The organism is Corynebacterium genitalium ATCC 33030, assembly GCF_000143825.1.
GTDB lineage: Bacteria > Actinomycetota > Actinomycetes > Mycobacteriales > Mycobacteriaceae > Corynebacterium > Corynebacterium genitalium.
Genome location: NZ_CM000961.1, coordinates 318,504 through 340,836, shown reverse-complemented (window position 1 = coordinate 340,836; position 22,333 = coordinate 318,504). Strand labels below are relative to the sequence as shown.

Sequence of the window (22,333 nt, the reverse complement as noted above, 5' to 3'; positions counted from 1 at the left end):
GCTACACCCGGCTTATACCCGGCGGGCTCCATCCTGTGCGCTTGTGGCGTAGATCGTAGGCACGGGGTAGCCGGCGGAACCGGTTGCGTCCTCGATGGCTGCGGCAACGGCGTCGGCCTCGTCGGCGCGGCACAGCGCAATGATGGAGCCGCCGAATCCGCCGCCGGTGATCCGCGCGCCTACTGCACCCTCTTCCAGCGCCGCTTGCACGGCGGTTTCGAGCTCAACGGGCACGATTTCGTAGTCGTCGCGCAGGGAGGCGTGGCCGTCGTTCATCAGCGCGCCGAACTGTTCGATGTCGCCAGCCTTGAGCGCGTCGACGGCTGCGATGGTGCGGGCTGTCTCCGTGGCGACGTGGCGCACGCGGCGGTGCACGGTCTCCGGGTCATAATCCGACGTCTCGGCCCACGCCACAGCACGCGTGACGACGTCCCCTTCCCTGAACGTGCACCCCAACGCGTCGGCCACAGCGTCGATAAGCCCCCGGCGCGAACCGTAACCGCCTGTAGCATGCGAGTGTTCGACGTGGCTGTCGGCGACGAGCAACAGGTAATCGTCCCAGTTGCAGGGCACCTGCTCGTGCGTGCCGGCGAGGAAGTCCAGAGCGAGGGCGTGGCCGGCCCTACCGCGCACGACAGCATTCTGGTCCAGCCCGCCGGTGTTCGCGCCGACGTAGTGGTTCTCGGCGCGCATGGTGGCCGTGATGATGTCCTCGTCGGTGGCGTCGAGTCCGTGCAGGTCGCGGGCCGCCACAGCCACAGCGCACTCCAGTGCAGCTGAACTGGACAGCCCGGAGCCTAAAGGCACGTCGGACACAACGACGAGGTCGAGCCCGCCGGTCTGCGGGGCTCCGTGCACGCGCAGCGCGTCGACCGTGCCGGCGATGTACCCGCGCCAGTCGGGCAAGCAGCCGGGCGCCGAGTTCGCGGCGTCAAGGGCGTTGAGGTCGACGGAGGCATCGAGAATCTCGCCGGTGGGGGATTGGGAGACCATGTGCACGGTCGCGTCCTCACGCCGGCAGGCGGCGACGGCAGTGGCCATCGTCGTCGCGAACGGCAGGCACACACCATAGGCGTAGTCGACGTGGTCGCCGATGAGGTTCACGCGGCCAGGGGCGAGCCACACGCCGTCCGCTTCGCCGCCGAGGTGCGCGGCGAAGAACGCACGGGCGTCCCGATCGAGTTCCTCGGGCGTGCGGGTCGTGGGGACAATCATCAGTAGACCTCCCGCAGTGTCGCGGCAATGGTTTCAGGGGTGGTGTCGTTGATCCACACGCCCATGCCGGATTCGCTGCCGGCCAGGAACTTCATCCGGCCGGGCGAGCGCATCAGGGAGAACAGCTGCAGGTGCAGCCGGCCGTCCTCCGGCGTATCGACGGGTGCCTGGTTCCACGCCGCAATGTACGGCGTGCGATCAACGCCCGCAAAGAACTTATCGACGGCAGCGAACAACCGGTGCAACACCTCGGCGAGGTCATCGCGCTCGTCGTCGGTGAGCTCGACGAAGGACGGCACGTCGCGCCGGGGCATCACCATGGCCTCCATCGGCCACTTCGCGGCCATCGGGGTGAACACGACGAAGTGCTCGGTTTCGGCGATGATGCGTTCGCCGGCGTCCAGCTCAGCGGCCAGCACCTCGTCGAACAGGTTCCCACCTGCCTCGCGACGCTCGCGGGCAGAGCGAGCAATCGCCGCCATGCGCGGCGGCACGAACGGGTAGGAGTAAATCTGCCCGTGCGGATGGTGCAACGTGACGCCGATTTCCTCGCCGCGGTTCTCAAAGGGGAACACGGCCTTCACGGGTTCAAAAGCGGAGAGTTCTTCGGTGCGGTGGGCCCAGACGTCGATAAGCGTGCGCTTGCGCTCGAGCCGCAGATCTTTGAAGGAACCGTCGGCGTCGGGCGTGAAGCACACTACCTCACACCGGCCGACCGCGGGGTGACCGTCGCGGCCTTCCATGCCCATGCTTAATGACGGAAACCTGTTCTCAAACACCACCACCTCATAATCCGACTCCGGAATTTCACTGGGTTTCTGGCCAGGGCGGGTCGGCGCGAGCGGGTCTTCGTTCGCGGGCGGGAGGAACGTGCGGTTCTGGCGGTGGGCGGCGTAGAGGGCCCACTCGCCGGTCAAGGGGTCTTTCCGCATCCACGAGTCGGTGTGCACCTCCGGCAGGCCGCGCTCGTCTACAGCTGTTCTCGGCGGAACCTCGGCGGTTCCGCTGCCGGGGGAGTCGTAGTAGATGAGCTCGCGGCCGTCGGAAAGCGTCGTGCGTGTGATGCGGATGTCGCTCAATTTAGTCAGCTGCCTCTAGCGTGTCGGGGTCGAATTCGATCGGGTTCAGGCGCGCCCAGATGAAGAAGGCCGCAGCGGCCACGGTCAAGGCGATGCCTACCCACAGGTTATCGCTTGATTCCTTGGGCAGGCCGGTGTCGACGTTCATGCCCGGGTCGAGCGCGAAGGAGCAGATCACCAGGACGATCCCGTAGAAGCCGAGCAGCGCTCCGATGACGTTGCGGATGTCGAAGGTCGTGGCAGACGTTTTCTTAGGTGCAGTTTGAGGTGCTGTGGTGGACATTTTCCCTCCTACAGGAACAACAGGTTGAGGCCGATGACAAGGACAAGCGCGATCACGCCCAGCGGAACGGTGTGCTGGTACCAGGGGAGGGCGGCTTCGGAGGCGTCGACAAGCTGCTCCTTCGGCGTGACGGAGCGGACGAAGCCGACAAGCTCGTGATCCGGTTTCGGCGCGGTGAACAGCGAGACGATCACGCTGACCACGATGTCGACAGTGAACGCGAGTGCCGCGGCAACGAACGCGGTGCCCTGGCCGGGCAGCGAGACAACCGGGTCGCTACCGAGCGACAGCGCCCAGAAGCCGATGGCTGCGGCGGTACCGGCGACCAGGCCGGACCAGCCGGCGTGCGGGGTCATGCGCTTCCAGAACATACCCAGGATGAACGTGGCAAACAGCGGCGCGTTGAAGAAGCCGAACAGCGTCTGCAGGTAGTCCATGATGTTGCCGAAGTTCGCGGCCAGCAGCGCGGTGAACACGGCGATCACGGTCGCCCCGATGGTGGCCAGGCGGCCGACACGCAGGTAGTAGTCATCCTCGCGGTCCTTGATCAGGTACGTCTGCCACAGGTCGTAGGAGAACACCGTGTTGAACGAGGAAATGTTCGCGGCCATACCCGCCATGAACGCGGCGAGCAGACCCGCAATGCCCACGCCGAGCAAACCGTTCGGCAGCAAGTCGCGCATGAGGTAGAGCACCGCGTCGTTCGGGTTCGCCGCGCCCTCCATGATCGGGGAAACCAAGACGCTGGCGATCATGCCGGGCACGATCACGATGAACGGTACGAACATCTTCGGGAACGCGCCAATGATCGGCGTTTTCCGCGCGGACGCGAGGGAGTCTGACGCCATCGCGCGCTGCACCTCGACGAAGTTCGTGGTCCAGTAACCGAACGACAGCACGAAGCCCAGGCCGAACACGATGCCGATGACAGACCAGACCGGGTTGTCAAAGCCCGACAGGTCCTGGCCGGGCCATGCGGAGAAGTGGCTCGGGTCGCCGATTGCCTCTTTCAGGCCGCTCCAGCCGCCGACGTGGCGCAGGCCGATGATCGTCAGCGGCAGCAGCGCGGCGATGATGACGAAGAACTGCAGCACCTCGTTGTAGATCGCCGCCGATAGGCCGCCGAGCGTGATGTACGCCAGCACAATGAGCGCAGCGACGACAAGCGTCGCCCACAGTGGCCAGCCCAGCAGCGCCTCCACCACGGTGGCCAGCAGGAACAGGTTCACACCGGCGATGAGCAGCTGCGCCACCGCGAACGAGATCGCGTTGACCAGGTGCGCCGCCGGGCCGAAGCGCTTGAGCATGAACTCCGGCACGGAGCGCACTTTCGAGCCGTAGTAGAACGGCATCATCACGATGCCGAGGAAGATCATGGCGGGCACGGCGCCGATCCAGAAGTAGTGCATCGTTTGCACGCCGTATTCCACACCGTTGGCGGACATGCCGATGATCTCCACCGCACCGAGGTTCGCGGAGATGAACGCCAGACCGGTGATCCACGCGGGCAGGCCGCGCCCGGAGAGGAAGAAGTCGATTGACGACGACACACCGCGCTTCGCGGCCCACCCAATGCCCAGCACGAAGGCGAAGAACACCGCCACGAGCATGAAGTCGACCCAGGTGGCGTCGAGTCTGAGAGCTGTATCCATGAAGACGCTTTCTGTTTAGACGGCCCGAACCTTCCAGCGCACGCTGGTGCGGTCGCCGGGTTCGAGCACGATGAGGTCCTCGCCGGTCGCGAGGGCGTTTGGAGGTGCGGTCATCGGTTCAACCGCGAGGAATCGTTGCGGCGAGGTGAAAAGCTGGCACCATCGCATGCTTATCGACGCATCCAGCCCCACCCCCTTGCCAGCCCGATCCATCAGAACTGCCGTGTGGGTCCGGTACTCCGGGTCGAATCTGGGGTCGTCCAGCCACGCGCCAGCCATGTCGATCGGGTTGTCTGGCCACGGTTCACGCGGGCCGGCCGGGATGTTGCGCTCGTCGAGGGGCTGGCGCTGCGTCAGGCCGTGGTGCAGCGTGCACTCGTCGAGCGGTGCGCCCTGGGGGTCGAGGTAGGTGTGCACGCCGAGCGCGCACGGTGCCGCTTCTGCGCCGATGTTCTCGGCGGTCATTGTCGCCTCGATCCCAGCGCCCGCGCCGGCCGCCGCGTCTTGGCTGCCGACGAGCCGGTAACGCACAGTCAGCGCGATCTCCCACGGCCAACCCGGTTCGGGGCCGAGCACAGTGCGCAGCGTCGCTTCAGTGCGGTCAGTGCGGTCAGTGCGGTCCGCCCCGTCGTTAGTGTCGGCGTCGATGTCGAAGATCCGCCCCCACGTGAACCCGTGCAGGGCGTGGCCCAACTCTGGTTCGGTGATGTCGAGGCGGTGATCTTCTCCGTCGAAACGGAACGTCGCGTTGTTCACGCGGTTCGGCCATGGGGCCAGGACGATGTTCGCAGCCCCAGGGGGACGCTTGGCGGGTTCGAAGGAGCGCAGGAGTGGGCGGCCGTCGACACGCAGATCGCGTACGGCGGCACCTGACGCAGTGATGACTGCCCGCACGTTGCCCTGCTCGAGGACTATTTCTGGGATCGCGTCAGCATCCATAGTCCAATTATCGTTCTCCTGCCCTCGTACCGAAAAATGCCACACCCAATCATGGGTGACCGCCCAATAGTTATGTGCTCTCAGGGCGAATCGTTTCCTGGGAATTGTGGATAAATCAGCGCGGTTGGTGACGTGTCAACGCGGTTATCCACAGGGTTTTCGCCTTGCCCTTTACCGCGCGTGCATGCGGCCATACGGTTCAAGCCATGAACGCATTCGGGGAAGCAGTCGGCGCGATGTCGCAGGGAATCGACTTTTTGGCGGGGTTCGACCGCAATGTCGCCCTCGACGCTGGCTTCCCGCCGCACCAGGTGCGAACGTGGGCCAAGGCCCGCGAGGTGTATTTCGGCAAGACACGCTGGTCGAGGAAGCAGGCGGTGGCCGTCGATAAGGCGCGCGGGGTGCCTCTTGCCCAGCTCGTGCTCATCGAGGAACGCATTCGGCATATCGGCGACGAAGGCGAGCGTTGGCGTTTGCGCCACGAACTGCTCACCCTGCGGGGCAACTACGACGCGGTCAAGCGCAAGGCCGCCGCGATCGTGCCGCCGAAGGAGAAGAAGCCGCCGAAACCGGGGATCCGCTTCAGCGCCTCGGTCGATGGCGTCCGCTCGGTGAGCATCACAGGGCCCGAGCGAGAGCTTGCTGACCTGGAGAAGGCCGTCTCGGCCGGGCTTGACCCGGAGCGGCCGGAGTCGCCGCAGAAGCTGGAGAAGTTCTTGGACCTTTTGCGTGACGACGGCCCCCGCGTCCCCCGTTCCGTACCCCGCCCCATCGTCATGGTGCCCGTGGACGAAGCCGTTAAGATTCTCGGCGGCGAAGGCGATGACACTGTCCTCGGCCTGACCGACGGCACCACCATGACCGCTTCCGAGTTGGTGGCTGAGCACTTCGGCGACCAGCTGGAAGTCGCCGTTTTCCACCCGCAGGAGGGCGCGGTGAACCTGCTGCGCGGCCAGCGGTTCGCCAACGCGAAGCAGCGCACGCTGGTCAGCATGGTTCAGCCGATCTGCGCGGTCCCCGGTTGCCGCCACGCCGCCGACATGTGCGAGATGCACCACATCACTCCGTGGAAGCACGGCGGCCAGACCAACCTGGCCAACCTCGCGCCCCTGTGCCGCTACCACAACCGCACGAACGACGATGATGACCAGGCCCGCCGCGGCCGGATCGAGAACATCCGGGGTGCGCCGACGTGGGTGTCGCCGCGCGGCTACCCGATGCCGAACAACCGGCACCCGTACGGGGCGTTGAGGTTGCTCTTCGGAACCTAGCCAATGCAGCAGTCCCTAGACTGGGGGACATGACTGCATCAACCGATCATTCCGAATCCCGTTCCGCCGCGCTTTTCCAACGCGCGAAAGCTGTCACACCCGGCGGGGTGAACTCGCCCGTGCGCGCATTCGGGTCCGTGGGGGGTCAGCCGCGCTTCATCGAGCGCGCGAGCGGCTCGCAGCTTATCGACGCCGACGGAAACCCCTACACCGACCTCATCTGCTCCTGGGGTCCCATGATCCATGGGCACTCCCACCCGCAGATCGTCGAAGCGGTGGAGAAAGCCTTGAAGGACGGGCTGTCCTTCGGTGCGCCCACCGAGGCTGAGGTGCGCCTAGCGGAGCTGATCGTGAAGCGCACGAGCGTGGAGAAGGTCCGCATGGTCAACTCCGGCACGGAGGCGACAATGAGTGCGGTGCGTCTCGCGCGCGGGTTCACCGGCCGGTCGAAGATCCTCAAGTTCGAGGGCTGCTACCACGGCCACGTCGATGCGCTCTTGGCTGCGGCCGGATCCGGCGTGGCTACCTACGGTCTGCCCGACACCCCCGGCGTGACGGGCGCACAGGCCGGAGACACCATCGTCGTCCCGTACAACGACATCGAGGCTGTCCGCGAGGCGTTCGCCGCGCATCCCGGTGAGATCGCCGCGATCATTACCGAGGCCGCCGCGGGCAACATGGGCACCGTCGCCCCTGCGACGTCCTCCACTGGAGTCGGGTTCAACCAAGCACTCAAAGACATCGCGCATGCCGACGGGTCGCTGCTCATCATCGACGAGGTGATGACGGGCTTCCGCACCTCCTACGGCGGCTGGTACGGCGTCGACGGTGTGGCCGGCGATCTGACCACGTTCGGCAAGGTCGTCTCCGGCGGGTTGCCGGCGGCGGCGTTCGGCGGCCGTGCCGACATCATGGACTACCTCGCGCCGGGCGGGCCGGTGTACCAAGCGGGTACGTTGTCGGGGAATCCGGTGGCGATGGCGGCGGGGGAGGCGTCGTTAAGCATCGCGGAAGAGGCGATCTACCCGCAGCTGAACGCCAACGCCGACCGCCTGGCCGCGCTGCTTAGCGACGCCCTGGCCAGCGCAGGTGTCGCGCACCACATCCAGCGTGCCGAGTCGATGCTCTCCATCCGCTTCGCCGAGGGTGCAGGCCACAACTTCGCCGACATGAAGGCCGCCGACACCTTCCGCTACGCCCCGTTCTTCCACGCGCTTCTGGCCGCCGGCGTCTACGCCCCGCCCAGCGCCTTCGAAACCTGGTTTGTGTCGACCGCCCTGACCGATGCAGACTTTGAGAAGATCGAGACTGCATTGCCTGCCGCTGCCCGCGCGGCAGCAAGCGCGACTGAGTAGGACACAGTAGGAGGCAGCCATGGCAGGGTCCAACGAAACCGTCGTGCATCTCGTGCGCCACGGTGAGGTACACAACCCGAAAAAGCTCCTCTACGGCCGCCTGCCTGGTTTCCACTTGAGCTCGCGCGGGCAGTCGATGGCTGCGCGCACCGCCGTCAGCTTCAAAGGCCACGACGTCACGTACCTCGCCGCCTCGCCGCTCGAGCGGGCGCAGGAGACCGCCGCGCCAATCGCTGATGTCCTCGGCATGGGGATCCACACCGACGACGACCTCATCGAATCCGACAACGTCTTCGAGGGCTTGCGCACCAAAGGGCTGCGCTCCCAGCTGGTGCACCCTGTCCGCTGGCGCCACATGACCAACCCGTTTGAGCCGAGCTGGGGTGAGCCGTACGACGAGATTCTGCAGCGGATGGAACGGGCCGTCGATAAGGCGCGCCGGCATGCGCAGGGCCATGAGGCGGTGCTCGTGTCGCACCAGCTGCCGATCGTTATGATGCAACGCTCCATCCAGGGCAAACGCCTGCCGCACAACCCCACGAAGCGCCAGTGCGAGCTGGCCAGCGTGACATCACTCATGTTCGACGGCGACCGGCTTGTCTCCTGGTCCTACGACGAACCCGCGAGGGGGATCTAGGTGCGCCGTTTCACCGCAGTCGTCATCGCTGCCGCCGTCGCGCTCACCGCATGCGCAGACACGGGTTCCGGCGATACGTTCGCGTTCCACTCGCCAGGCGGCCAGGTCGAAATACTTTACGACGAAGCCGACCGCGCCCCCTTGCCCACCTTCTCCGGCGAATCCCTTATGGAGCCGGGCGAGCAGATCTCTCTGGACGACTTCAAAGGGCAGATCGTCGTGCTGAACGCCTGGGGCCAATGGTGCGCGCCGTGCCGCGCGGAAGTCGACGACCTACAGGAAGTCCAAGACGCCCTGACCGAATCTGGCCAGGGCACCGTCCTGGGCATCAACGTGCGCGACCACCAGCCGGAGATCGCCCGCGACTTCGTCACAGATAACGGCGTGACGTACCCGTCCATTTATGACCCGCCGTTCCGCACCGCCGCGGCGCTCGGCGGCATCCCGACGTCAGTGATCCCCACCACCGTGATCCTGGACAAGCAGCACCGCCCTGCCGCCGTGTTCCTCCGGGAGGTCACAGCTGCCGACATTCTGGAGGTCACCGACCGGCTCGCCACGGAAGGGGCCAGCTAGATGGGGGAGACCTTCGCGGATCTCGCTGCGTCCGGCCCGCTGCTGCTGGGTATGCTCGCGGCGGCGGTGGCTGGTCTGGTGTCGTTCGCGTCGCCGTGCGTGATCCCGCTGGTGCCGGGCTACATGTCGTACCTGACGGGCATCGTCGGCGGGGAACTGGACTTCCGCGACGGCGAAGTGGCGGTGGGCAAGCGCCGCAAGTGGGCGGTGGTCGTTGCGGCGGGGTTGTTCATCCTCGGTTTCACGGTCGTGTTCTTGCTGGCCACAGTGACTGTGTTCGGGGCGATCAGTCTCATTGCGCTTAACGCGGACACTCTCATGCGTGTCGGCGGTGTGGTCACGATCGTGATGGGCCTGGTCTTCATGGGCGCCGTCCCCGCGCTCCAGCGCGACACCCGCATGCAGCCGAAGAAATGGGCGACGTGGCTGGGTGCGCCGCTGCTTGGCGGGGTGTTCGCGCTCGGCTGGACGCCGTGCTTGGGGCCGACCCTCGGCGCCGTGGTCTCGGTGTCTGTCGGCACGGAGGGGTTCACGGCGGTGCGGGGCATTCTCCTCGTCGTCGCGTACTGCCTTGGTTTGGGCGTCCCGTTCTTGCTCGTGGCGCTCGGTTCCGCGCAGGCGGTGGAGGCGGTCGGTTTCTTGCGGCGCCACTCGCGTACCATCCAGATCATTGGCGGGGCCGCGATGGTGCTGGTGGGCATCCTGCTGCTCACCGGCGCGTGGAACGTTTTCATCAGCTGGACCCGCCAGTTCGTCGACGGCTTCGGCACCACTTTGCTATGACTTTTCTGAAACGTATTTGGCACTGGCTCACGAGTATGCGCACCGCGCTCGTGCTGCTGTTCCTGCTTGCGCTCGTCGCGGTGCCGGGCGCGCTTCTGCCGCAGCGCGAAGTCAGCCAGTCGCAGGTCGACGAGTACATTGCGGCTAACCCGACGATGGGTCGCATCTACGACCGCCTTTCGCTTTTCGACGTTTTCTCCTCCCCAATCTTCGCCGCCCTGTTGACCCTGCTGATCATTTCGTTGATCGGGTGCATCATTCCGCGGTCGGTTGATCATTACCGGGCGTACAAGGCGAAGCCGACGCGTGCGCCGAAGTTTCTGCACCGGATGCCGTTGCACCGCGAAGCGGATGTGGACGCGCCGCCCGAGGAGGTGGAGGCCCGTGCGCGTGAAGCGCTCGGCCGGTGGCGCGTGGCGGTGTATACGCCGGAGGAGGACCGCGCGGGGGCGCAGTCGTTGTCGGCGGAGCGGGGTTATGCCCGTGAGCTGGCGAACTTGATTTTCCACGTCGCCATCGTCGCTGTGATCGCGGTGTTCGCGTTGGGGCGCATGGTGTTTTATGAGGGCCAGGTCATTGTGGTGACCAATTCGGAGTCCGAGTTCGCGGTGCCAGTCAAGCAGTCGCGCGAGTTCTGCAATACTTCGCCTGCGAACTTTGATACTTTCCGCGCCGGCCCGCTTTTCGACGGCACCGGCCTCACCCCCTTCTGCTTCATCTCCCACAATTTCACCGCTGACTACTTGCCCAACGGTCAGGCGGAGTCGTTCGCGTCGGACGTCTCCTACGTGGAAGGCGAGGGAATCACAGCCGGCGGCGACGGTGATTGGGAGGACTACACCCTGCGTGTGAACCACCCGTTGCGCATCGGCGGCGACCGCGTCTACCTGCAGGGCCACGGTTTTGCCCCGCAGATCACGGTGACGTGGCCGAACGGGGAAACCCGCACCCAGATGATTCAGTACCGCCCGTCGGACTTGACGTTCTTCCTGTCCAACGGTGTGATGCGGTTCGACCCGCCCGCCGGGATGTACCCGGACCTTTCCGACCGCCGCGACAACCAGCTCGCCATCGAGGGCGTCTTCGCCCCGACTGCCGAGTGGTCGGGCCCGAACGGCGACATGCTCCAGTCCGCCTTCCCGGCGATGAATGGCCCGGCGGTCTCCCTCGACGTCTATGTCGGCGATGCCGGCCTGGACACTGGCCGGCCGCAGAACCTGTTCTCGCTCGACCAGGACCTCATCGCTAACGGTCAGTTGCAGCGCGTCGAGCGCATCCAGCTCGCCGCCGGCGAGGAGCAGAAGATCACGGCGAACGGCCAAGAGCTCACAGTGCGTTTCGACGGCGCCGCCGAGTACGCCAACTACCAAATCTCCCGCGACCCGACGCAGGTGTGGGCGCTGATCACTACGTCGTTGCTGCTGGCCAGCCTGATCGGTTCGTTGACCATCAAGCGCCGCCGCATCTGGGTGCGTCTCACTCCGAACGTGGACGGCACCACCCACGTTGACATGGCCGGCCTGGCGCGCACCGACCGCGCCGGCTGGGGTAATGAGTTCTATGACGTGGTGGATGAGGTGACGGCGCAAAGGGGCGCGGATAAGCAAGCGGACGACGCGCTCGACGACGGTGAAGAGTGGCACTGACCACCCCCGATGACCTTTGAGGAAAACCCCGTGTGGAGTAGGGTTGATCTATGCTGCCCGTCAACACCACACTCGCCGGTATTTCGGACTTGACCCTGCGCACCGCCTTTGCGGTGTACATCGTTTCCCTGGTTCTCGCGTGCATCCACTACATGCGTGCGCAGACCGTGATTGACATGCGCCGCGACAAACTCGCGCAGGCAGAGGCAACCGCGAACGAATTGGTCGCGGTCGGCGACGGCGGTTCCACCACGGTCACGCCGCGCTCCCCCGAGCTTGACGACGCCCCATTTGACCAGTCCGCCTTCGACACCGCCCGCGACCGTGCGCGTTCGATGGCGGGCATGGCGCAGTACCTGACGTGCGTCGGCATCATTTTCCACCTTGTGGCTGTGGTGACGCGTGGGCTCTCGGTGAGCCGTTTCCCGCTGGGCAACATGTATGAATACGTGCTCACTTTCACCGCGGTGTCCATGGTGGTCGCTGCCGTGATCATCCAGCGCAAGGGTTGGCACACGATGTGGCCGTGGGTGCTCACCCCGATCATCATCTTGCTGTTCCTCGACGCCACGGTGCTCTACGCTGAGGCTGCGCCGCTCGTTCCAGCCCTGCGCAGTTTCTGGTACCCGTTCCACGTTTCCGTGGTGTCCATCGGCGCGTCCATTGGCCTGATCTCCGGCATCTTCTCGATGCTCTACCTGCTGCGCATCCGCCACCCGCGCGGGGAGGAGAGCGGCTTTTTCGGCGCGATCGCGAAGCCGCTGCCGAGCGCGAAGAAGCTGGACTCCTACGCCTACCGCACGGCGATCATCACGCTGCCGGTCTTCGGCATCGGCATCATGCTCGGCGCGATCTGGGGTGAGGTCGCATGGGGCCGCTTCTGGGGTTGGGACCCGAAGGAAACCGTCGCATTGATCACCTGGATTCTCTACGCCGCGTACCTCCACGCCCGCGCAACCGCCGGCTGGAAGAGCGTCAAGGCCGCCTGGATCAATGTGGCCGCGTTCGCGACAAGTGTGTTCAACCTGTTCTTCATCAACATGGTGGTTTCGGGGCTCCACTCCTACGCCGGGTTGAACTAGGGTAGATTGTGTTAACAATTTTGTTAGCACTCTACTGACCCCGCGAAGGAGCCCCCCGGTGCCCGCACCCCGCAACAAGCAAGGCAAGCCTGCCAGCGACATTCCGGTCCTGCTCGAGTTAGGTGCGGCGTTGGCGCAGCGCCGTCGTGATGCAGGGCGTCTGCAGCAGGAGGTCGCTACGGCGGCGGGGGTGTCGCGGTCGACGCTGCACACCATTGAGCACGGCGGTGCGGGTGTGCGTTGGGAGAAGGTTGTTGCGGTGGCGCAGGCGTTGGGTCTGTCGCTTGATTGGACGGAGCAGGCGGCTACGTAGGGTCGCTGGGGTCGTCGTCACGCGTTTGGCGTTTTTTGCGGCGTTCCTCTTCTTCGCGGGCTTTGCGCTCCGCCTCCTCGCGTGCGCGCCGCTCTTTGAAGCGGTTCTTCTCGATGTTCCACAGGAACTCCTCGTCATCATCCGGCCCCTTGATCGCGGGCGGCTGCTGTTTTTGGCGCAGCGGGCCGTAGCGGTCATTGCTGCCGGGGCCGAACGCGCGCCACAGCAGCCACAGGGCCAGGATGACCAACACGATTAACAGGAGGCGTCCCATACCTCTAACATAGCTGGTTGTGACACAGCAGCCAGCTCTCGACCCCAACGCACGCAAGCGCGCAAACCGCGCCGCCCTGATCTACGGCGGGTTGCGGCTTGCGCTTTTCGTGGTTCTCACGGTGGTCATCCAGGCGCTGGCGTTGCTTATCGACGCCCCCGTCCCCCTCGTCATGTCCGCCCTCCTGGCGCTTATCGTCGCGTTCCCGTTGTCGATGCTGGTTTTCCCGCGCCAACGCGTCGAGGCCACAGAGGCGATGGCGGCCTGGAACGAGCAGCGTCGGGCCCGCAAGCAGTGGGTGAATGAGGAGCTCGCCGACCGCTAGGAAACGGCGCCGAAGATCAGAGCGATCACGGCCATGGCGGGCAGCGACGCGAAGGTCGTGATGAGCACCGTGTCGCGTGCCACTGTCTCCCCGGCACGGTAGTTGGCGGTGTAGTTGTAGACGTTCTGGGCTGTGGGGAGGGAAGACAGGATGATGGCGGCGTAGAGGGCGTCGCTGTGAAGCCCCATGAGTGCGCCGACACCCCACGCGATGGCCGGCATGACCGCCAGTTTGAGCGCGGATGCCGTGATGGTGGCCGGCTTGTCCGGGCCGGGCTCGAGGACGGAGCTGCCCTTCAGCGAGGCACCGAAACTCATCAGGATCATTGGGATGGATGCCCCGCCGAGGATCTCCAGCGGCGCCATCACCGGGTCGGGAACCGTCCAGCCGCTGGCAGACACGATCAGGCCGAGCAGCGGCGCGACCACCACCGGGGCCGTGATGCCGGCTGTGACGGCGCTACCGACGGCTCGTGCGCGGGAGCCCCCGGCAGTCGGGTCGGCGGCGAGGCCGGCGATGACGATGGGGGAGATGATCACCATCTGCATGAGCAGCACCGGCGGGACGTAGGCGGGGTCGCCAATGACGTAGATGGCGATCGGCAGGCCAATGTTGACCGAGTTGAAGTAGCTCGCGCTCGCCGCGCCGGACATGCGCGTGGCCACGTCCGCCCGGAAGAATGCTCGGGAGATGACCCAGAAGATCGCCATGGTGACCACCGTGGCGATGAACACGACCACCACGACAGTGGAGAGGAAGGTGGATGTGTCGGAGGTGGCAACCGTGGTGAACAGCAGCGACGGCGACGCCACCCAGTAGGCGACCCGGTTGAACATGAGCCGCTGGTCGCCGTCGCCGATGACGCCGCGTTGGGCCAGCACGTAGCCCGCCCCGATGACGACGAAGATGATGGCGAAGCCGGTGAGAACGTCGAGCACAACTACATCCCTGGCGCGGGCAGGTGGCGGCTGTAGCCGAAGTCGCCGTAGGGAATGGTCTCGCCCAGGTGCCACATCGGGGAGGCGGCGATGAGCGCGCCGGCGGTGATGAGCGCCCAGATGAGCATTGCGCGGCCGTTCGCGCCGAGCACGGGGATGAGCTCGGGGCCCTGCGCGCCACGCTTGACGACGAGCACCGCCCCGATCGCCCACGGCAACGCCGCCAACGCCAGCAGCGTCGGCGGCCAGGCCGCGCCGAGCAGCAGGGTGATGGCGAAGGGGGTGAGGGTGAGGATGGTGAAGAGGGTGCGGGCGCTGGCGTCGCCAAGCTTGACGGCGAGGGTGATCTTGCCGGCCTCCGTGTCGGAGGGGATGTCGCGGATGTTGTTGGCTAGGTTGATCGCCGCGGAGATGGCGCCGACGGCGACTGCGCAGCCGAGGCCGACCCAGGAGATGGAACCGATCTGGGTGTACTGGGTGCCCAGGACGGCGACGAGGCCGAAGAAGACGAAGACGGCGACCTCGCCAAGCCCGCGGTAGCCGTAGGGGTTTTCACCGCCGGTGTAGAACCACGCCGCGAGGATGCACAGCGCACCGACGAGGATTAGCCACGGCGCCGTCCACGCCGCCAGAATCAGCCCGGCGACACCGGCAACGCCGAAGGCGATGAACGCGGCGAGCTTCACCTGCTCCGTCCGTGCGCGGCCCGAGGCGGTCAGGCGGGTGGGGCCGGTGCGGTCGTCGTCAGTGCCGCGGATGCCGTCGGAGTAGTCGTTGGCGTAGTTGACCCCGACGATCAGCCCCATCGACACGATCAGGGCGAGCAGGGCGGCCGGCAGTGACGGGATGAATTCGTACGCCGCGGCGCCCGTTCCGACGACGACCGGAGCGACCGCGTTGAACCAGGTGTGCGGGCGCGCCGCGTCCCACCAATCCTTGAAGCTCATGAGCTTCATCATAGGTCGGTGGCGAAGCTCGGCTAAAGTATCGCTTCATGTGGATCGACTACGCCGTCCGCCAGGTGCTGCACACCGCGGGGACACTCGCCCGCCAGCCCGGCCTGCGCTTGGCCACGCATGCGGCGCACTTGTCGTTCCCGCAGGACGGCGACACTGTCATCTCGTTGACCACGTACGGCCGACGCTTATCGACGGCGGTGTACTGCATCTCCTCCCTCCTCACCGGCACCCACCGCCTGCCCGTGTACCTCTGGCTCGACAAGGAGGACTACTACCGCCCCTGGCCGAAGGCGCTGGCCCGGCTGAAGGAGCGTGGCCTGCAGGTGCGGTGTTCTGACGGCCATTACGGCCCGCACACGAAGTACTACGGCGCGTTCCAGGAGTTCCAGGGTACGGGCACGCGGGTGATCACGGTGGATGATGACATGATGTATCCGCGGTGGTTCGTCGATAAGCTGTTGAACTCGGCGGGTGCGAGCCCGGGCTGCATTGTGGCGTACCGCGCGCACACGATCGAGTTGAACGCGGACGGCATGGCCCCGTACAAGGAGTGGAGCGCGACGTACACGACGGAACCGTCCGCGCGGCACTTCGCCACGGGGGTCTCCGGCGTGCTGTATCCAGCGTCGATGGTGGACTATGTCGCTTCGCACGGCACGGAGTTCACGGGCAAGGCCCCGCTCGCCGACGATGTCTGGCTCAACAACCTGGCCCTTCGCTCCGGCCATCTCGTCCGGCAGGTCTACCCGCACCCGCGCGAGTTCTCCATGATCCCGTTCTCGCAGAAGGGCGCGCTGGTGCGCCGCAACCACTGGCGCGGCGGCAACGACGTGCAAATCGCCGACACTTATACCCGCGAAGACGTGGAGCAGCTGCTCGCCGCTGCGCCGGTCGAGTCCTAGCGCGGCGTTGACGGTTAGGCGAACAGTTCGCGCACGGCGGTGCGGTCCGGCTTGCCGGGGCCCGTTGTGGGCAGGGTGCGCACGTGGCGCACATCTTTGGGCACCTGCCAGCGGGGCAGGTCGTCGAAAGCCTCCATCAGGTCGGCGACCTCCGCTGAGCCGGCGTAGGCGGCGCAGACGCGGTTGCCCAAGCGCACGTCCGGCACCCCCACCACGCACGCAGCAGTCACGCCGTCGACGCCGAGCATGAACGACTCGACCACTTCGGGGTGCAGCTTCAACCCGCCCGTATCGATGATGGTGTCCAGACGCCCGGTGACGGTCAGGCGGCCGTCGATAAGCTCGCCGGCGTCGGAGGTGGCAAACCAGCCCGGCTCTGCGAACGCTGCATGATCGGGCACGTTGCGGTAGCCGTGGGCGATGGTGGGGCCGCCGAGGTGGATGCGGCCGTCGATAAGCGTGATCTGCGCGCCGGGGAGCGGGCGACCGTCGTAGACGCAGCCACCGGACGTCTCTGATGACCCGTACGTGGTGACCACGCGGATGCGCAACTTGCCCGCAGCCTCAAGAATTTTCGGGTGAATGGCGCCACCGCCGACGAGCACAGCGCTGTACAGGCGCAGCGCCTCGATGCCCGCGAGCGTGCTCATCGTCTTGTCCAGCTGCATCGGCGTCATCGCGGTGTACATGCGCTCGCCGGTGTCGGCGAGGTCGTGGGTGCGCGCGGCGAATTCGCTGATGTGGAAGCCGCTGGAGAGGTCGACGAACTCTGGCTCCACACCCGCGACCATGCTGCGGACCAGGACCTGCAGCCCCGCGATGTGGTGGGCCGGCATGGCCAGCAGCCACTGGCCGGGCCCGCCGAGCGCCTGGTGCGTCGCATCCGCGCTGGAGATGAGGTTCGCCGCCGTGAGCTGCGCGCCCTTTGGCACACCGGTCGAACCGGACGTGGCCACGACGACGGCGATCTCGTCTGCGATCGACTGGCCCGCGCGCATCGTCGTGCGCAGCTGGTCCGCTCGCCGCGGGTCGTCCTTGGGGACGGGCAGCACCGCGCACTGGCCGCTGATCGCGGCCTCCAGGTCAGGCATGATCGCCAGCGGGTCGGCGAGGTCGACGGGCAGCAGTTCGAGGATGTGGGGCACGCTGGCAAGCTTACGGGGGTCAGTCTCCTCCCACGGGAGGAGGTCGCAGCGTGGGCGGAGCGGATACGCTGAGCAGGATGCGTGTGAAAAACGGTGATCTCGTGGTGGCAGCGCTGGCGGCCGTGCTGGCGATCATGCACACGGGAGTGCTGTTCTCCGATTGGGCAGGCGCTGCCGATTGGGCGCAGGCAGTGTTGTCGTGGGGGTTCGTCGGCGCGCTCGCTGTGTGGCGTTCCCACCCGCGGTGGTCCGCTGGGCTCATGGTGGGGCTCAACGCCGCGTGGTCTGCGCTGTGGATCCTCGCACCGGTCAACATCGGCTACACGCTGTGGGTCGTGCTGGTCCCGCTGGGTGTGTTCACGGCGCGGCGGTGGTGTTCGACGCCGTTCAGCCGCGGGGTGTCGGCGGCCGCGTTGGTGTGGTCGTTCGCCTCGCCGTTCATGTGGACCTGGGGGGAGGATTTCATCCTGTATTACCGGACGCCGGTGGACGCGGTGATCTCGTTGGCGCTGCATTGGGCGGCAATAGCTGTGGCGTTCTTGTTCGCGAAGAACCTGGTGGCGGAGCAGGCGGCCAGGGCGAATGAGGCGCGGATGCGTGAGCAGCTACTTGTCACCGCCCGCGATGAGGAGCGGCGCGAGACCGCCCGCGAGATTCACGACGTGCTGGGCCACACCCTCACCCTCATCAAGGTGCAGGCGAACGCGGGGTTGGCCGGCGGACACGAGCGCGAGGCGCTGGAGACGATCCAGGCGGTGGCCGGCGACGCGCTGGCCGACATCCGTGGGCTCGTGCGGGATTTGCGAGAGGAGAACGCGGGGCTGCAGCCCGCGCCGGGGCTGCGCGATATCCCGGAGCTGGTCGAGCGCTTCCGCGACGCGGGGCTCAACGTGACGCTCGATCTCAGCGAGGTCTCGGTGCCGGCGGTGACGGGGTTGGCAGCGCACCGGATTGTTGCGGAGTCGGTCACCAACGCGGCGAAGCACCAGGTGGATCCTGTTGTTCACGTGACGGTGGAGCCGGCCGAGGGCGGTGTGGCGGTCGCGGTCGTCTCCACGGGCCGCCGCGCGCCGCAGCCGGGCGCGGGTGCCGGGATTGAGGGGATGCGTGAGCGTGCGCGCGCCACCGGCGGGACCCTCGACGTCACGTACGACGGGGACACGGTCACAGTCAACGCGCGGCTGGGGGTGTGACATGCGCCTGCTGCTTGCCGACGATCAACCCCTCCTCCTCTCCGCCCTCGCCACCATCCTGAATTCCCAGCCGGACATCGACGTGGTCTGCACTGCCACGAATGGGCAAGAAGCGGTGGACGCGGTGGACAGGGTGCAACAGGCTGGCGCGGGTGGGATCGATATCGCGGTGCTGGACATTCGCATGCCGGTCATGGACGGCATTACCGCGGCGAAGAAAATCATGCCGCTCGGACCGAAAGTGATCATGCTGACCACGTTCAACGACGACGAGCTCGTCCAAGCCGCCATCACCGCCGGCGTGCACGGCTTTCTGCTCAAGGATGCTGACCCGGACGTGCTTGCCGATGCCGTTCGCGCCGTCGACAGGGGTGAATCCGTGTTGGCGAGTGGGGTGACGGGGGCGGTGCTGGAGTGGGTGCGTGGGGGCGTCGATAAGCGGAATGCGTTGAGCGACTACGAGCGGCAGGCGCTGTCCATGCTCACCGCGCGCGAGGTGGAAGTGCTCGCCGAGATCGCCGCCGGGGCGACGAACGCGGAGATCTCGCAGCGGCTGTTCATCGCGCCGACGACCGTGAAAACGCACGTCAAAAACCTGCTGGTCAAGCTGGGTGCGCGGGACCGCGTCGCGCTCGTGCTGTTGGCGCACCGCGCCGGAATTTCCTCCTGAGGGAGGATCACACGCGCCGGGCCGCGCGCCACAATGACCGCATGACTCACCTCGGATGTAGCGATGTTTCCGTGTCGTTCGGCGCACAGCGCGTCCTGGACGGCGTGACCCTGACCACCCAGCCCGGGCGCGTGCACGCGCTGCTCGGACCCAACGGTGCCGGTAAATCCACCCTCATGTCCGTCATGCTCGGGCTGATCGAACCGGACGTTGGCGCCGTCACGCTCATGGGGCAGCCGTTCGACCGGACGCTGCTGCGCAACGTCGGCGCGTCGATCAATGACCCTGCCTTCTACGGTCACCTGAGCGCGCGCAATAACCTCCGCGTGCACACGACGCTGCTCGGTCTGCCAGACTCGGAAGCGGACCGGGTGCTCGAGCTTGTCGGTCTTGCGGGGGCGGGGAAGAAGCGTGCCTCGACGTTCTCCACCGGCATGAAAGGCCGCCTCGCGCTTGCCCAGGCACTGCTCGGCGAACCGCCGGTGCTCGTGCTTGACGAGCCGCAAAACGGCCTCGACCCCGAAGGCATCGCCCACCTACGCACCTACCTGCGCGACTACGCGCGTTCCGGGCGGACAGTGCTGGTCAGCTCCCACCAGCTCGGCGAAGTCCTCCACCTTGCCGACGACGCCACCGTCATCGCCGGAGGCACCGTTCGCTTCGCTGGCGAACTGCGCGAGCTGGGCCCGAACCTGGAGGAGTCCTTCTTCCACCTGACCCGCGGAGTCGCGCAATGACAACGGCGAGGTACTTTCGCGCCGAGGCGATCCGGTCGCGCGGGTCGGTCCTGTGGTGGCTCGCCCTGTCGGGCCTGCTGCTCGGGGGCGTGCTGACGCTGTTCGGGTTTGCCGGCGCTATTCAGGCCGCAACAGACCTGTTGAGCTGGCAGGCGTTATTGGTCACGGGGATGGCCGCACCGCTGGCCGCATTGTTTGCCGGCACAGCGGAGAACCGCGAGCGCGACGCTCGCAATGGCGGCACCGCGTGGCGGCCTGTCTCACCTCTGGCGACCCGCGCAGCGCGCCTGGCGTTCGTGTGGGCTGCCCTCGGCGTGTTCTTCCTGCTGGACTTCGGTGTCACGGCTGCGGTCGCTTCTCTGCTCGGTCTTGACCGGGCGGGCGTGGTGCTGCTCGTCGGGTTCTTCGTGTGGATCGGTGCGCTCGGCCCGGCGGGACTGGCAGCGGGGTTGACGCGGCGCGTCGGCCTGCTGCCCACGCTGGTGGTGTCGGTGGTGTGGCAGATCGGGCTCGGCTACTTCGTCGAGCGCGATTGGTGGTGGCTCAATCCGGGTGCGTGGCCGCTGCGCCTCGTCTTGCCGACGATGGGCCTGCAGTTCAACGCGCTTCCTCTCGAACCGGACTCGCCGATGCACGGCGAGGCACCGTGGGCGGCGCTCGCTCTGTGCCTGCTGCTCGCGGCGGTGGGGGCTGTGTGCGCAGTTCTCATTCCTGTCCGCCGCGCACGGCCCCGGAAGAAGACGGTGCACGCAGTCAGCACTCCGATCGAGGCTGCGGGACCTGCCGTCGCGCGCCCGGCGAAGCCCGGCTCGGCTCTCATCGGCGTTCACCGGGCGGCGGCGACGTCAGCCGTCTACGCATGCCTCGCGCTCACCGGGCTGGTGATGCTTGCCGCGGTGCGCTACTCCCCGGATGTCCGCCAGGGAGTGTTCACGTTCCTCATCCTCCCGGTCGGCACGGGCGTGCTGCCTGCGCTGGTCTGGCCGCGGCTGCACCCCGCGTGGGCGCTCATGCAGATCGAGCATCCGCGCGTGCGAAGCGCGCTGTGCACCTGGTGCGTGGCGGTCGTCGCGCTGGTGACGCTTCTTGCGGTGCTCACCGGCACGCCAGCTGCCGGCGGTGTGCTCGCGCTTCTCGTCGGCACGGCGATGGTGCTGTTCGCCCTTTTCGTCACGGCCCGGTTCGGGGTGGCGTGGACGCTCGCACTGACGATCGTGTGGACCATCTTCGGTGTCACCATCGGCGGGGACGTGCTTGCCGAGACGCCACTGTGGATCCTTGCCCCGCAGGCATGGCCGTACACCGCGACGACGCCGGTGCGGTATGCCGCCGCGGCGGTTCTCGGCGTAGCGCTCGCGGCGGGCAGCTGGGTCGCGGCCCGGTGGCAGCTCACCGGCAACCGCTCGGCGCGGCGCTAGTAGTAGAAGGGGAAGTCTTCCCAGTTCGGTGGGCGCTTTTGTAGGAAGGAGTCGCGGCCTTCCACGGCTTCGTCGGTCATGTAGGCCAGGCGGGTGGCTTCGCCGGCGAAGACCTGTTGGCCCATGAGGCCGTCGTCAAGCAAATTGAATGCGAATTTGAGCATCCGCTGTGCTTGGGGCGACTTGCCGTTGATTTCGCGGGCGACCTGGATGGCGTCGTCTTCGAGCGAACCGTGTGGCGACACGATGTTGACCGCGCCCATGCGGTGCATGTCCTCAGCGGAGTACTCCCTGCCGAGGAAGAAGATCTCGCGCGCGAACTTCTGGCCGACCTGTTTTGCCAGGTAGGCGGAACCGTAGCCGCCGTCGAAGGAGCCCACGTCGGCATCGGTCTGTTTGAAGCGGGCTTCCTCGCGCGAGGCGATGGTCATGTCGCACACAACGTGCAGCGAGTGCCCGCCGCCGGCTGCCCAGCCGCCCACCACCGCGATGACCACTTTCGGCATCGTGCGGATGAGGCGCTGGACCTCGAGAATGTGCAACCGCCCGCCCTCGGCCTTGACGCGCGCGGTGTCCACCTGGTTGTCGTCGTCGCCGTACTGGTAGCCGCTGCGGCCGCGGATGCGCTGGTCGCCGCCGGAGCAGAACGCCCAACCGCCGTCCTTCGGCGACGGCCCGTTACCGGTGAGCAACACCACTCCTACGGAAGGGTCGCGGCGCGCGTGGTCGAGTGCGCGGTACAGCTCGTCGACAGTGTGCGGACGGAACGCATTGCGTACCTCGGGGCGGTTGAACGCGATGCGGACGATGCCGTTTTCGCGGCCTTCGCCCACGTGGCGGTGGTAGGTGATGTCGGTGAACTCCCCGACGCTGCGCCACTGCGACGGGTCGAAGGGCTGTTCTGTGGTGTAGGTCATGGCGCCATCGTAGAGCTTGGAGTT

At 66.6% G+C, this 22,333-nt stretch carries 24 protein-coding genes; 14 read left to right on the top strand and 10 right to left on the bottom strand.

The window, feature by feature from the left end:
• Positions 1 to 12: 12 nt before the first annotated feature.
• Genes galK through HMPREF0291_RS01625 form a run of 5 tightly spaced genes read right to left on the bottom strand, consistent with a single transcriptional unit; the run spans position 13 to position 5,168 of the window.
• On the bottom strand, positions 13 to 1,215 hold the full coding sequence (gene galK, locus HMPREF0291_RS01645) for a galactokinase (protein ID WP_005286942.1): 1,203 nt from the start codon (positions 1,213 to 1,215) through the stop codon (positions 13 to 15).
• Positions 1,215 to 2,285, bottom strand: coding sequence for a galactose-1-phosphate uridylyltransferase (gene galT, locus HMPREF0291_RS01640; RefSeq protein ID WP_040423951.1), 1,071 nt, complete (start codon positions 2,283 to 2,285; stop codon positions 1,215 to 1,217). Before galT ends, galK begins: the two co-directional genes overlap by 1 nt.
• A gap of 10 nt (positions 2,286 to 2,295) precedes the next feature.
• Positions 2,296 to 2,577, bottom strand: a complete 282-nt coding sequence (locus HMPREF0291_RS01635; protein WP_005286935.1) for a hypothetical protein — start codon at positions 2,575 to 2,577, stop codon at positions 2,296 to 2,298.
• Between the two features lie 8 nt (positions 2,578 to 2,585).
• Positions 2,586 to 4,229 carry a sodium:solute symporter family protein gene (locus HMPREF0291_RS01630; protein ID WP_005286929.1) on the bottom strand — a complete coding sequence of 548 codons (1,644 nt, stop codon included), beginning with the start codon at positions 4,227 to 4,229 and terminating at the stop codon, positions 2,586 to 2,588.
• A gap of 15 nt (positions 4,230 to 4,244) precedes the next feature.
• Entirely contained in the window at positions 4,245 to 5,168 is a 924-nt protein-coding gene (locus HMPREF0291_RS01625) for an aldose 1-epimerase family protein (protein ID WP_005286926.1), read from the bottom strand.
• A 206-nt stretch (positions 5,169 to 5,374) separates the two neighbouring features.
• Between HMPREF0291_RS01625 and HMPREF0291_RS11170 the strand changes: the two genes are divergently transcribed.
• The 8 genes from HMPREF0291_RS11170 to HMPREF0291_RS01585 are packed head-to-tail and all read left to right on the top strand — an operon-like array spanning position 5,375 to position 12,831.
• Entirely contained in the window at positions 5,375 to 6,439 is a 1,065-nt protein-coding gene (locus HMPREF0291_RS11170) for an HNH endonuclease signature motif containing protein (RefSeq protein WP_005286923.1), read from the top strand.
• Between the two features lie 29 nt (positions 6,440 to 6,468).
• Positions 6,469 to 7,794: a glutamate-1-semialdehyde 2,1-aminomutase gene (gene hemL / locus HMPREF0291_RS01615; RefSeq protein WP_005286920.1), complete on the top strand. Its 1,326-nt coding sequence runs from the start codon at positions 6,469 to 6,471 to the stop codon at positions 7,792 to 7,794.
• Positions 7,795 to 7,813: 19 nt separating this feature from the next.
• The gene (locus HMPREF0291_RS01610) at positions 7,814 to 8,431 is read left to right on the top strand and encodes a histidine phosphatase family protein (protein ID WP_005286918.1); all 618 of its coding nucleotides are present in this window, start codon (positions 7,814 to 7,816) and stop codon (positions 8,429 to 8,431) included.
• Complete coding sequence (locus tag HMPREF0291_RS01605; protein ID WP_005286914.1) at positions 8,432 to 9,007, top strand: TlpA family protein disulfide reductase; 576 nt, start codon at positions 8,432 to 8,434, stop codon at positions 9,005 to 9,007. It abuts the gene before it with no gap.
• Positions 9,008 to 9,790: a cytochrome c biogenesis CcdA family protein gene (locus HMPREF0291_RS01600; RefSeq protein ID WP_005286912.1), complete on the top strand. Its 783-nt coding sequence runs from the start codon at positions 9,008 to 9,010 to the stop codon at positions 9,788 to 9,790.
• Positions 9,787 to 11,436: a cytochrome c biogenesis protein ResB gene (locus tag HMPREF0291_RS01595; RefSeq protein WP_005286909.1), complete on the top strand. Its 1,650-nt coding sequence runs from the start codon at positions 9,787 to 9,789 to the stop codon at positions 11,434 to 11,436. Before HMPREF0291_RS01600 ends, HMPREF0291_RS01595 begins: the two co-directional genes overlap by 4 nt.
• A gap of 50 nt (positions 11,437 to 11,486) precedes the next feature.
• Entirely contained in the window at positions 11,487 to 12,518 is a 1,032-nt protein-coding gene (gene ccsB, locus HMPREF0291_RS01590; RefSeq protein ID WP_005286905.1) for a c-type cytochrome biogenesis protein CcsB, read from the top strand.
• A 58-nt stretch (positions 12,519 to 12,576) separates the two neighbouring features.
• A complete protein-coding gene (locus tag HMPREF0291_RS01585) occupies positions 12,577 to 12,831 on the top strand; it encodes a helix-turn-helix domain-containing protein (protein WP_005286901.1) in 255 nt (84 codons plus the stop codon).
• Here HMPREF0291_RS01585 and HMPREF0291_RS01580 read toward each other — a convergent pair.
• Positions 12,824 to 13,105 (bottom strand): hypothetical protein, encoded by a 282-nt coding sequence (locus HMPREF0291_RS01580; protein ID WP_005286898.1) that lies wholly within the window; start codon positions 13,103 to 13,105, stop codon positions 12,824 to 12,826. The two genes, HMPREF0291_RS01585 and HMPREF0291_RS01580, sit on opposite strands and share 8 nt — an antisense overlap.
• 19 nt (positions 13,106 to 13,124) lie before the next feature.
• Between HMPREF0291_RS01580 and HMPREF0291_RS01575 the strand changes: the two genes are divergently transcribed.
• Entirely contained in the window at positions 13,125 to 13,430 is a 306-nt protein-coding gene (locus HMPREF0291_RS01575) for a DUF4229 domain-containing protein (protein WP_005286895.1), read from the top strand.
• Here HMPREF0291_RS01575 and HMPREF0291_RS01570 read toward each other — a convergent pair.
• Entirely contained in the window at positions 13,427 to 14,368 is a 942-nt protein-coding gene (locus HMPREF0291_RS01570) for an AEC family transporter (RefSeq protein ID WP_005286892.1), read from the bottom strand. The genes HMPREF0291_RS01575 and HMPREF0291_RS01570 overlap by 4 nt on opposite strands.
• 2 nt (positions 14,369 to 14,370) lie before the next feature.
• Positions 14,371 to 15,315 carry a 1,4-dihydroxy-2-naphthoate polyprenyltransferase gene (locus HMPREF0291_RS01565; RefSeq protein WP_408639913.1) on the bottom strand — a complete coding sequence of 315 codons (945 nt, stop codon included), beginning with the start codon at positions 15,313 to 15,315 and terminating at the stop codon, positions 14,371 to 14,373.
• A 47-nt stretch (positions 15,316 to 15,362) separates the two neighbouring features.
• On the opposite strand from HMPREF0291_RS01565, the gene HMPREF0291_RS01560 reads away from it, so the two are divergent.
• On the top strand, positions 15,363 to 16,229 hold the full coding sequence (locus tag HMPREF0291_RS01560) for a hypothetical protein (RefSeq protein WP_005286885.1): 867 nt from the start codon (positions 15,363 to 15,365) through the stop codon (positions 16,227 to 16,229).
• A 14-nt stretch (positions 16,230 to 16,243) separates the two neighbouring features.
• On the opposite strand, the gene menE is transcribed toward HMPREF0291_RS01560, so the two are convergent.
• Entirely contained in the window at positions 16,244 to 17,320 is a 1,077-nt protein-coding gene (gene menE / locus HMPREF0291_RS01555) for an o-succinylbenzoate--CoA ligase (protein WP_050748848.1), read from the bottom strand.
• A 131-nt stretch (positions 17,321 to 17,451) separates the two neighbouring features.
• Here menE and HMPREF0291_RS01550 point away from each other — a divergent pair, with 131 nt between their 5' ends.
• Genes HMPREF0291_RS01550 through HMPREF0291_RS01535 form a run of 4 tightly spaced genes read left to right on the top strand, consistent with a single transcriptional unit; the run spans position 17,452 to position 21,392 of the window.
• Complete coding sequence (locus tag HMPREF0291_RS01550) at positions 17,452 to 18,567, top strand: sensor histidine kinase (RefSeq protein ID WP_005286877.1); 1,116 nt, start codon at positions 17,452 to 17,454, stop codon at positions 18,565 to 18,567.
• 1 nt (position 18,568) lies between these two features.
• Positions 18,569 to 19,237, top strand: coding sequence for a response regulator transcription factor (locus tag HMPREF0291_RS01545; RefSeq protein WP_005286874.1), 669 nt, complete (start codon positions 18,569 to 18,571; stop codon positions 19,235 to 19,237).
• A 41-nt stretch (positions 19,238 to 19,278) separates the two neighbouring features.
• Complete coding sequence (locus tag HMPREF0291_RS01540; protein ID WP_005286871.1) at positions 19,279 to 19,974, top strand: ATP-binding cassette domain-containing protein; 696 nt, start codon at positions 19,279 to 19,281, stop codon at positions 19,972 to 19,974.
• On the top strand, positions 19,971 to 21,392 hold the full coding sequence (locus HMPREF0291_RS01535) for an ABC-2 family transporter permease (RefSeq protein ID WP_005286869.1): 1,422 nt from the start codon (positions 19,971 to 19,973) through the stop codon (positions 21,390 to 21,392). The genes HMPREF0291_RS01540 and HMPREF0291_RS01535 overlap by 4 nt, the downstream gene beginning before the upstream one ends.
• On the opposite strand, the gene HMPREF0291_RS01530 is transcribed toward HMPREF0291_RS01535, so the two are convergent.
• Positions 21,389 to 22,309 (bottom strand): 1,4-dihydroxy-2-naphthoyl-CoA synthase, encoded by a 921-nt coding sequence (locus tag HMPREF0291_RS01530; protein WP_005286867.1) that lies wholly within the window; start codon positions 22,307 to 22,309, stop codon positions 21,389 to 21,391. The two genes, HMPREF0291_RS01535 and HMPREF0291_RS01530, sit on opposite strands and share 4 nt — an antisense overlap.
• Between the last annotated feature and the right edge of the window lie 24 nt (positions 22,310 to 22,333).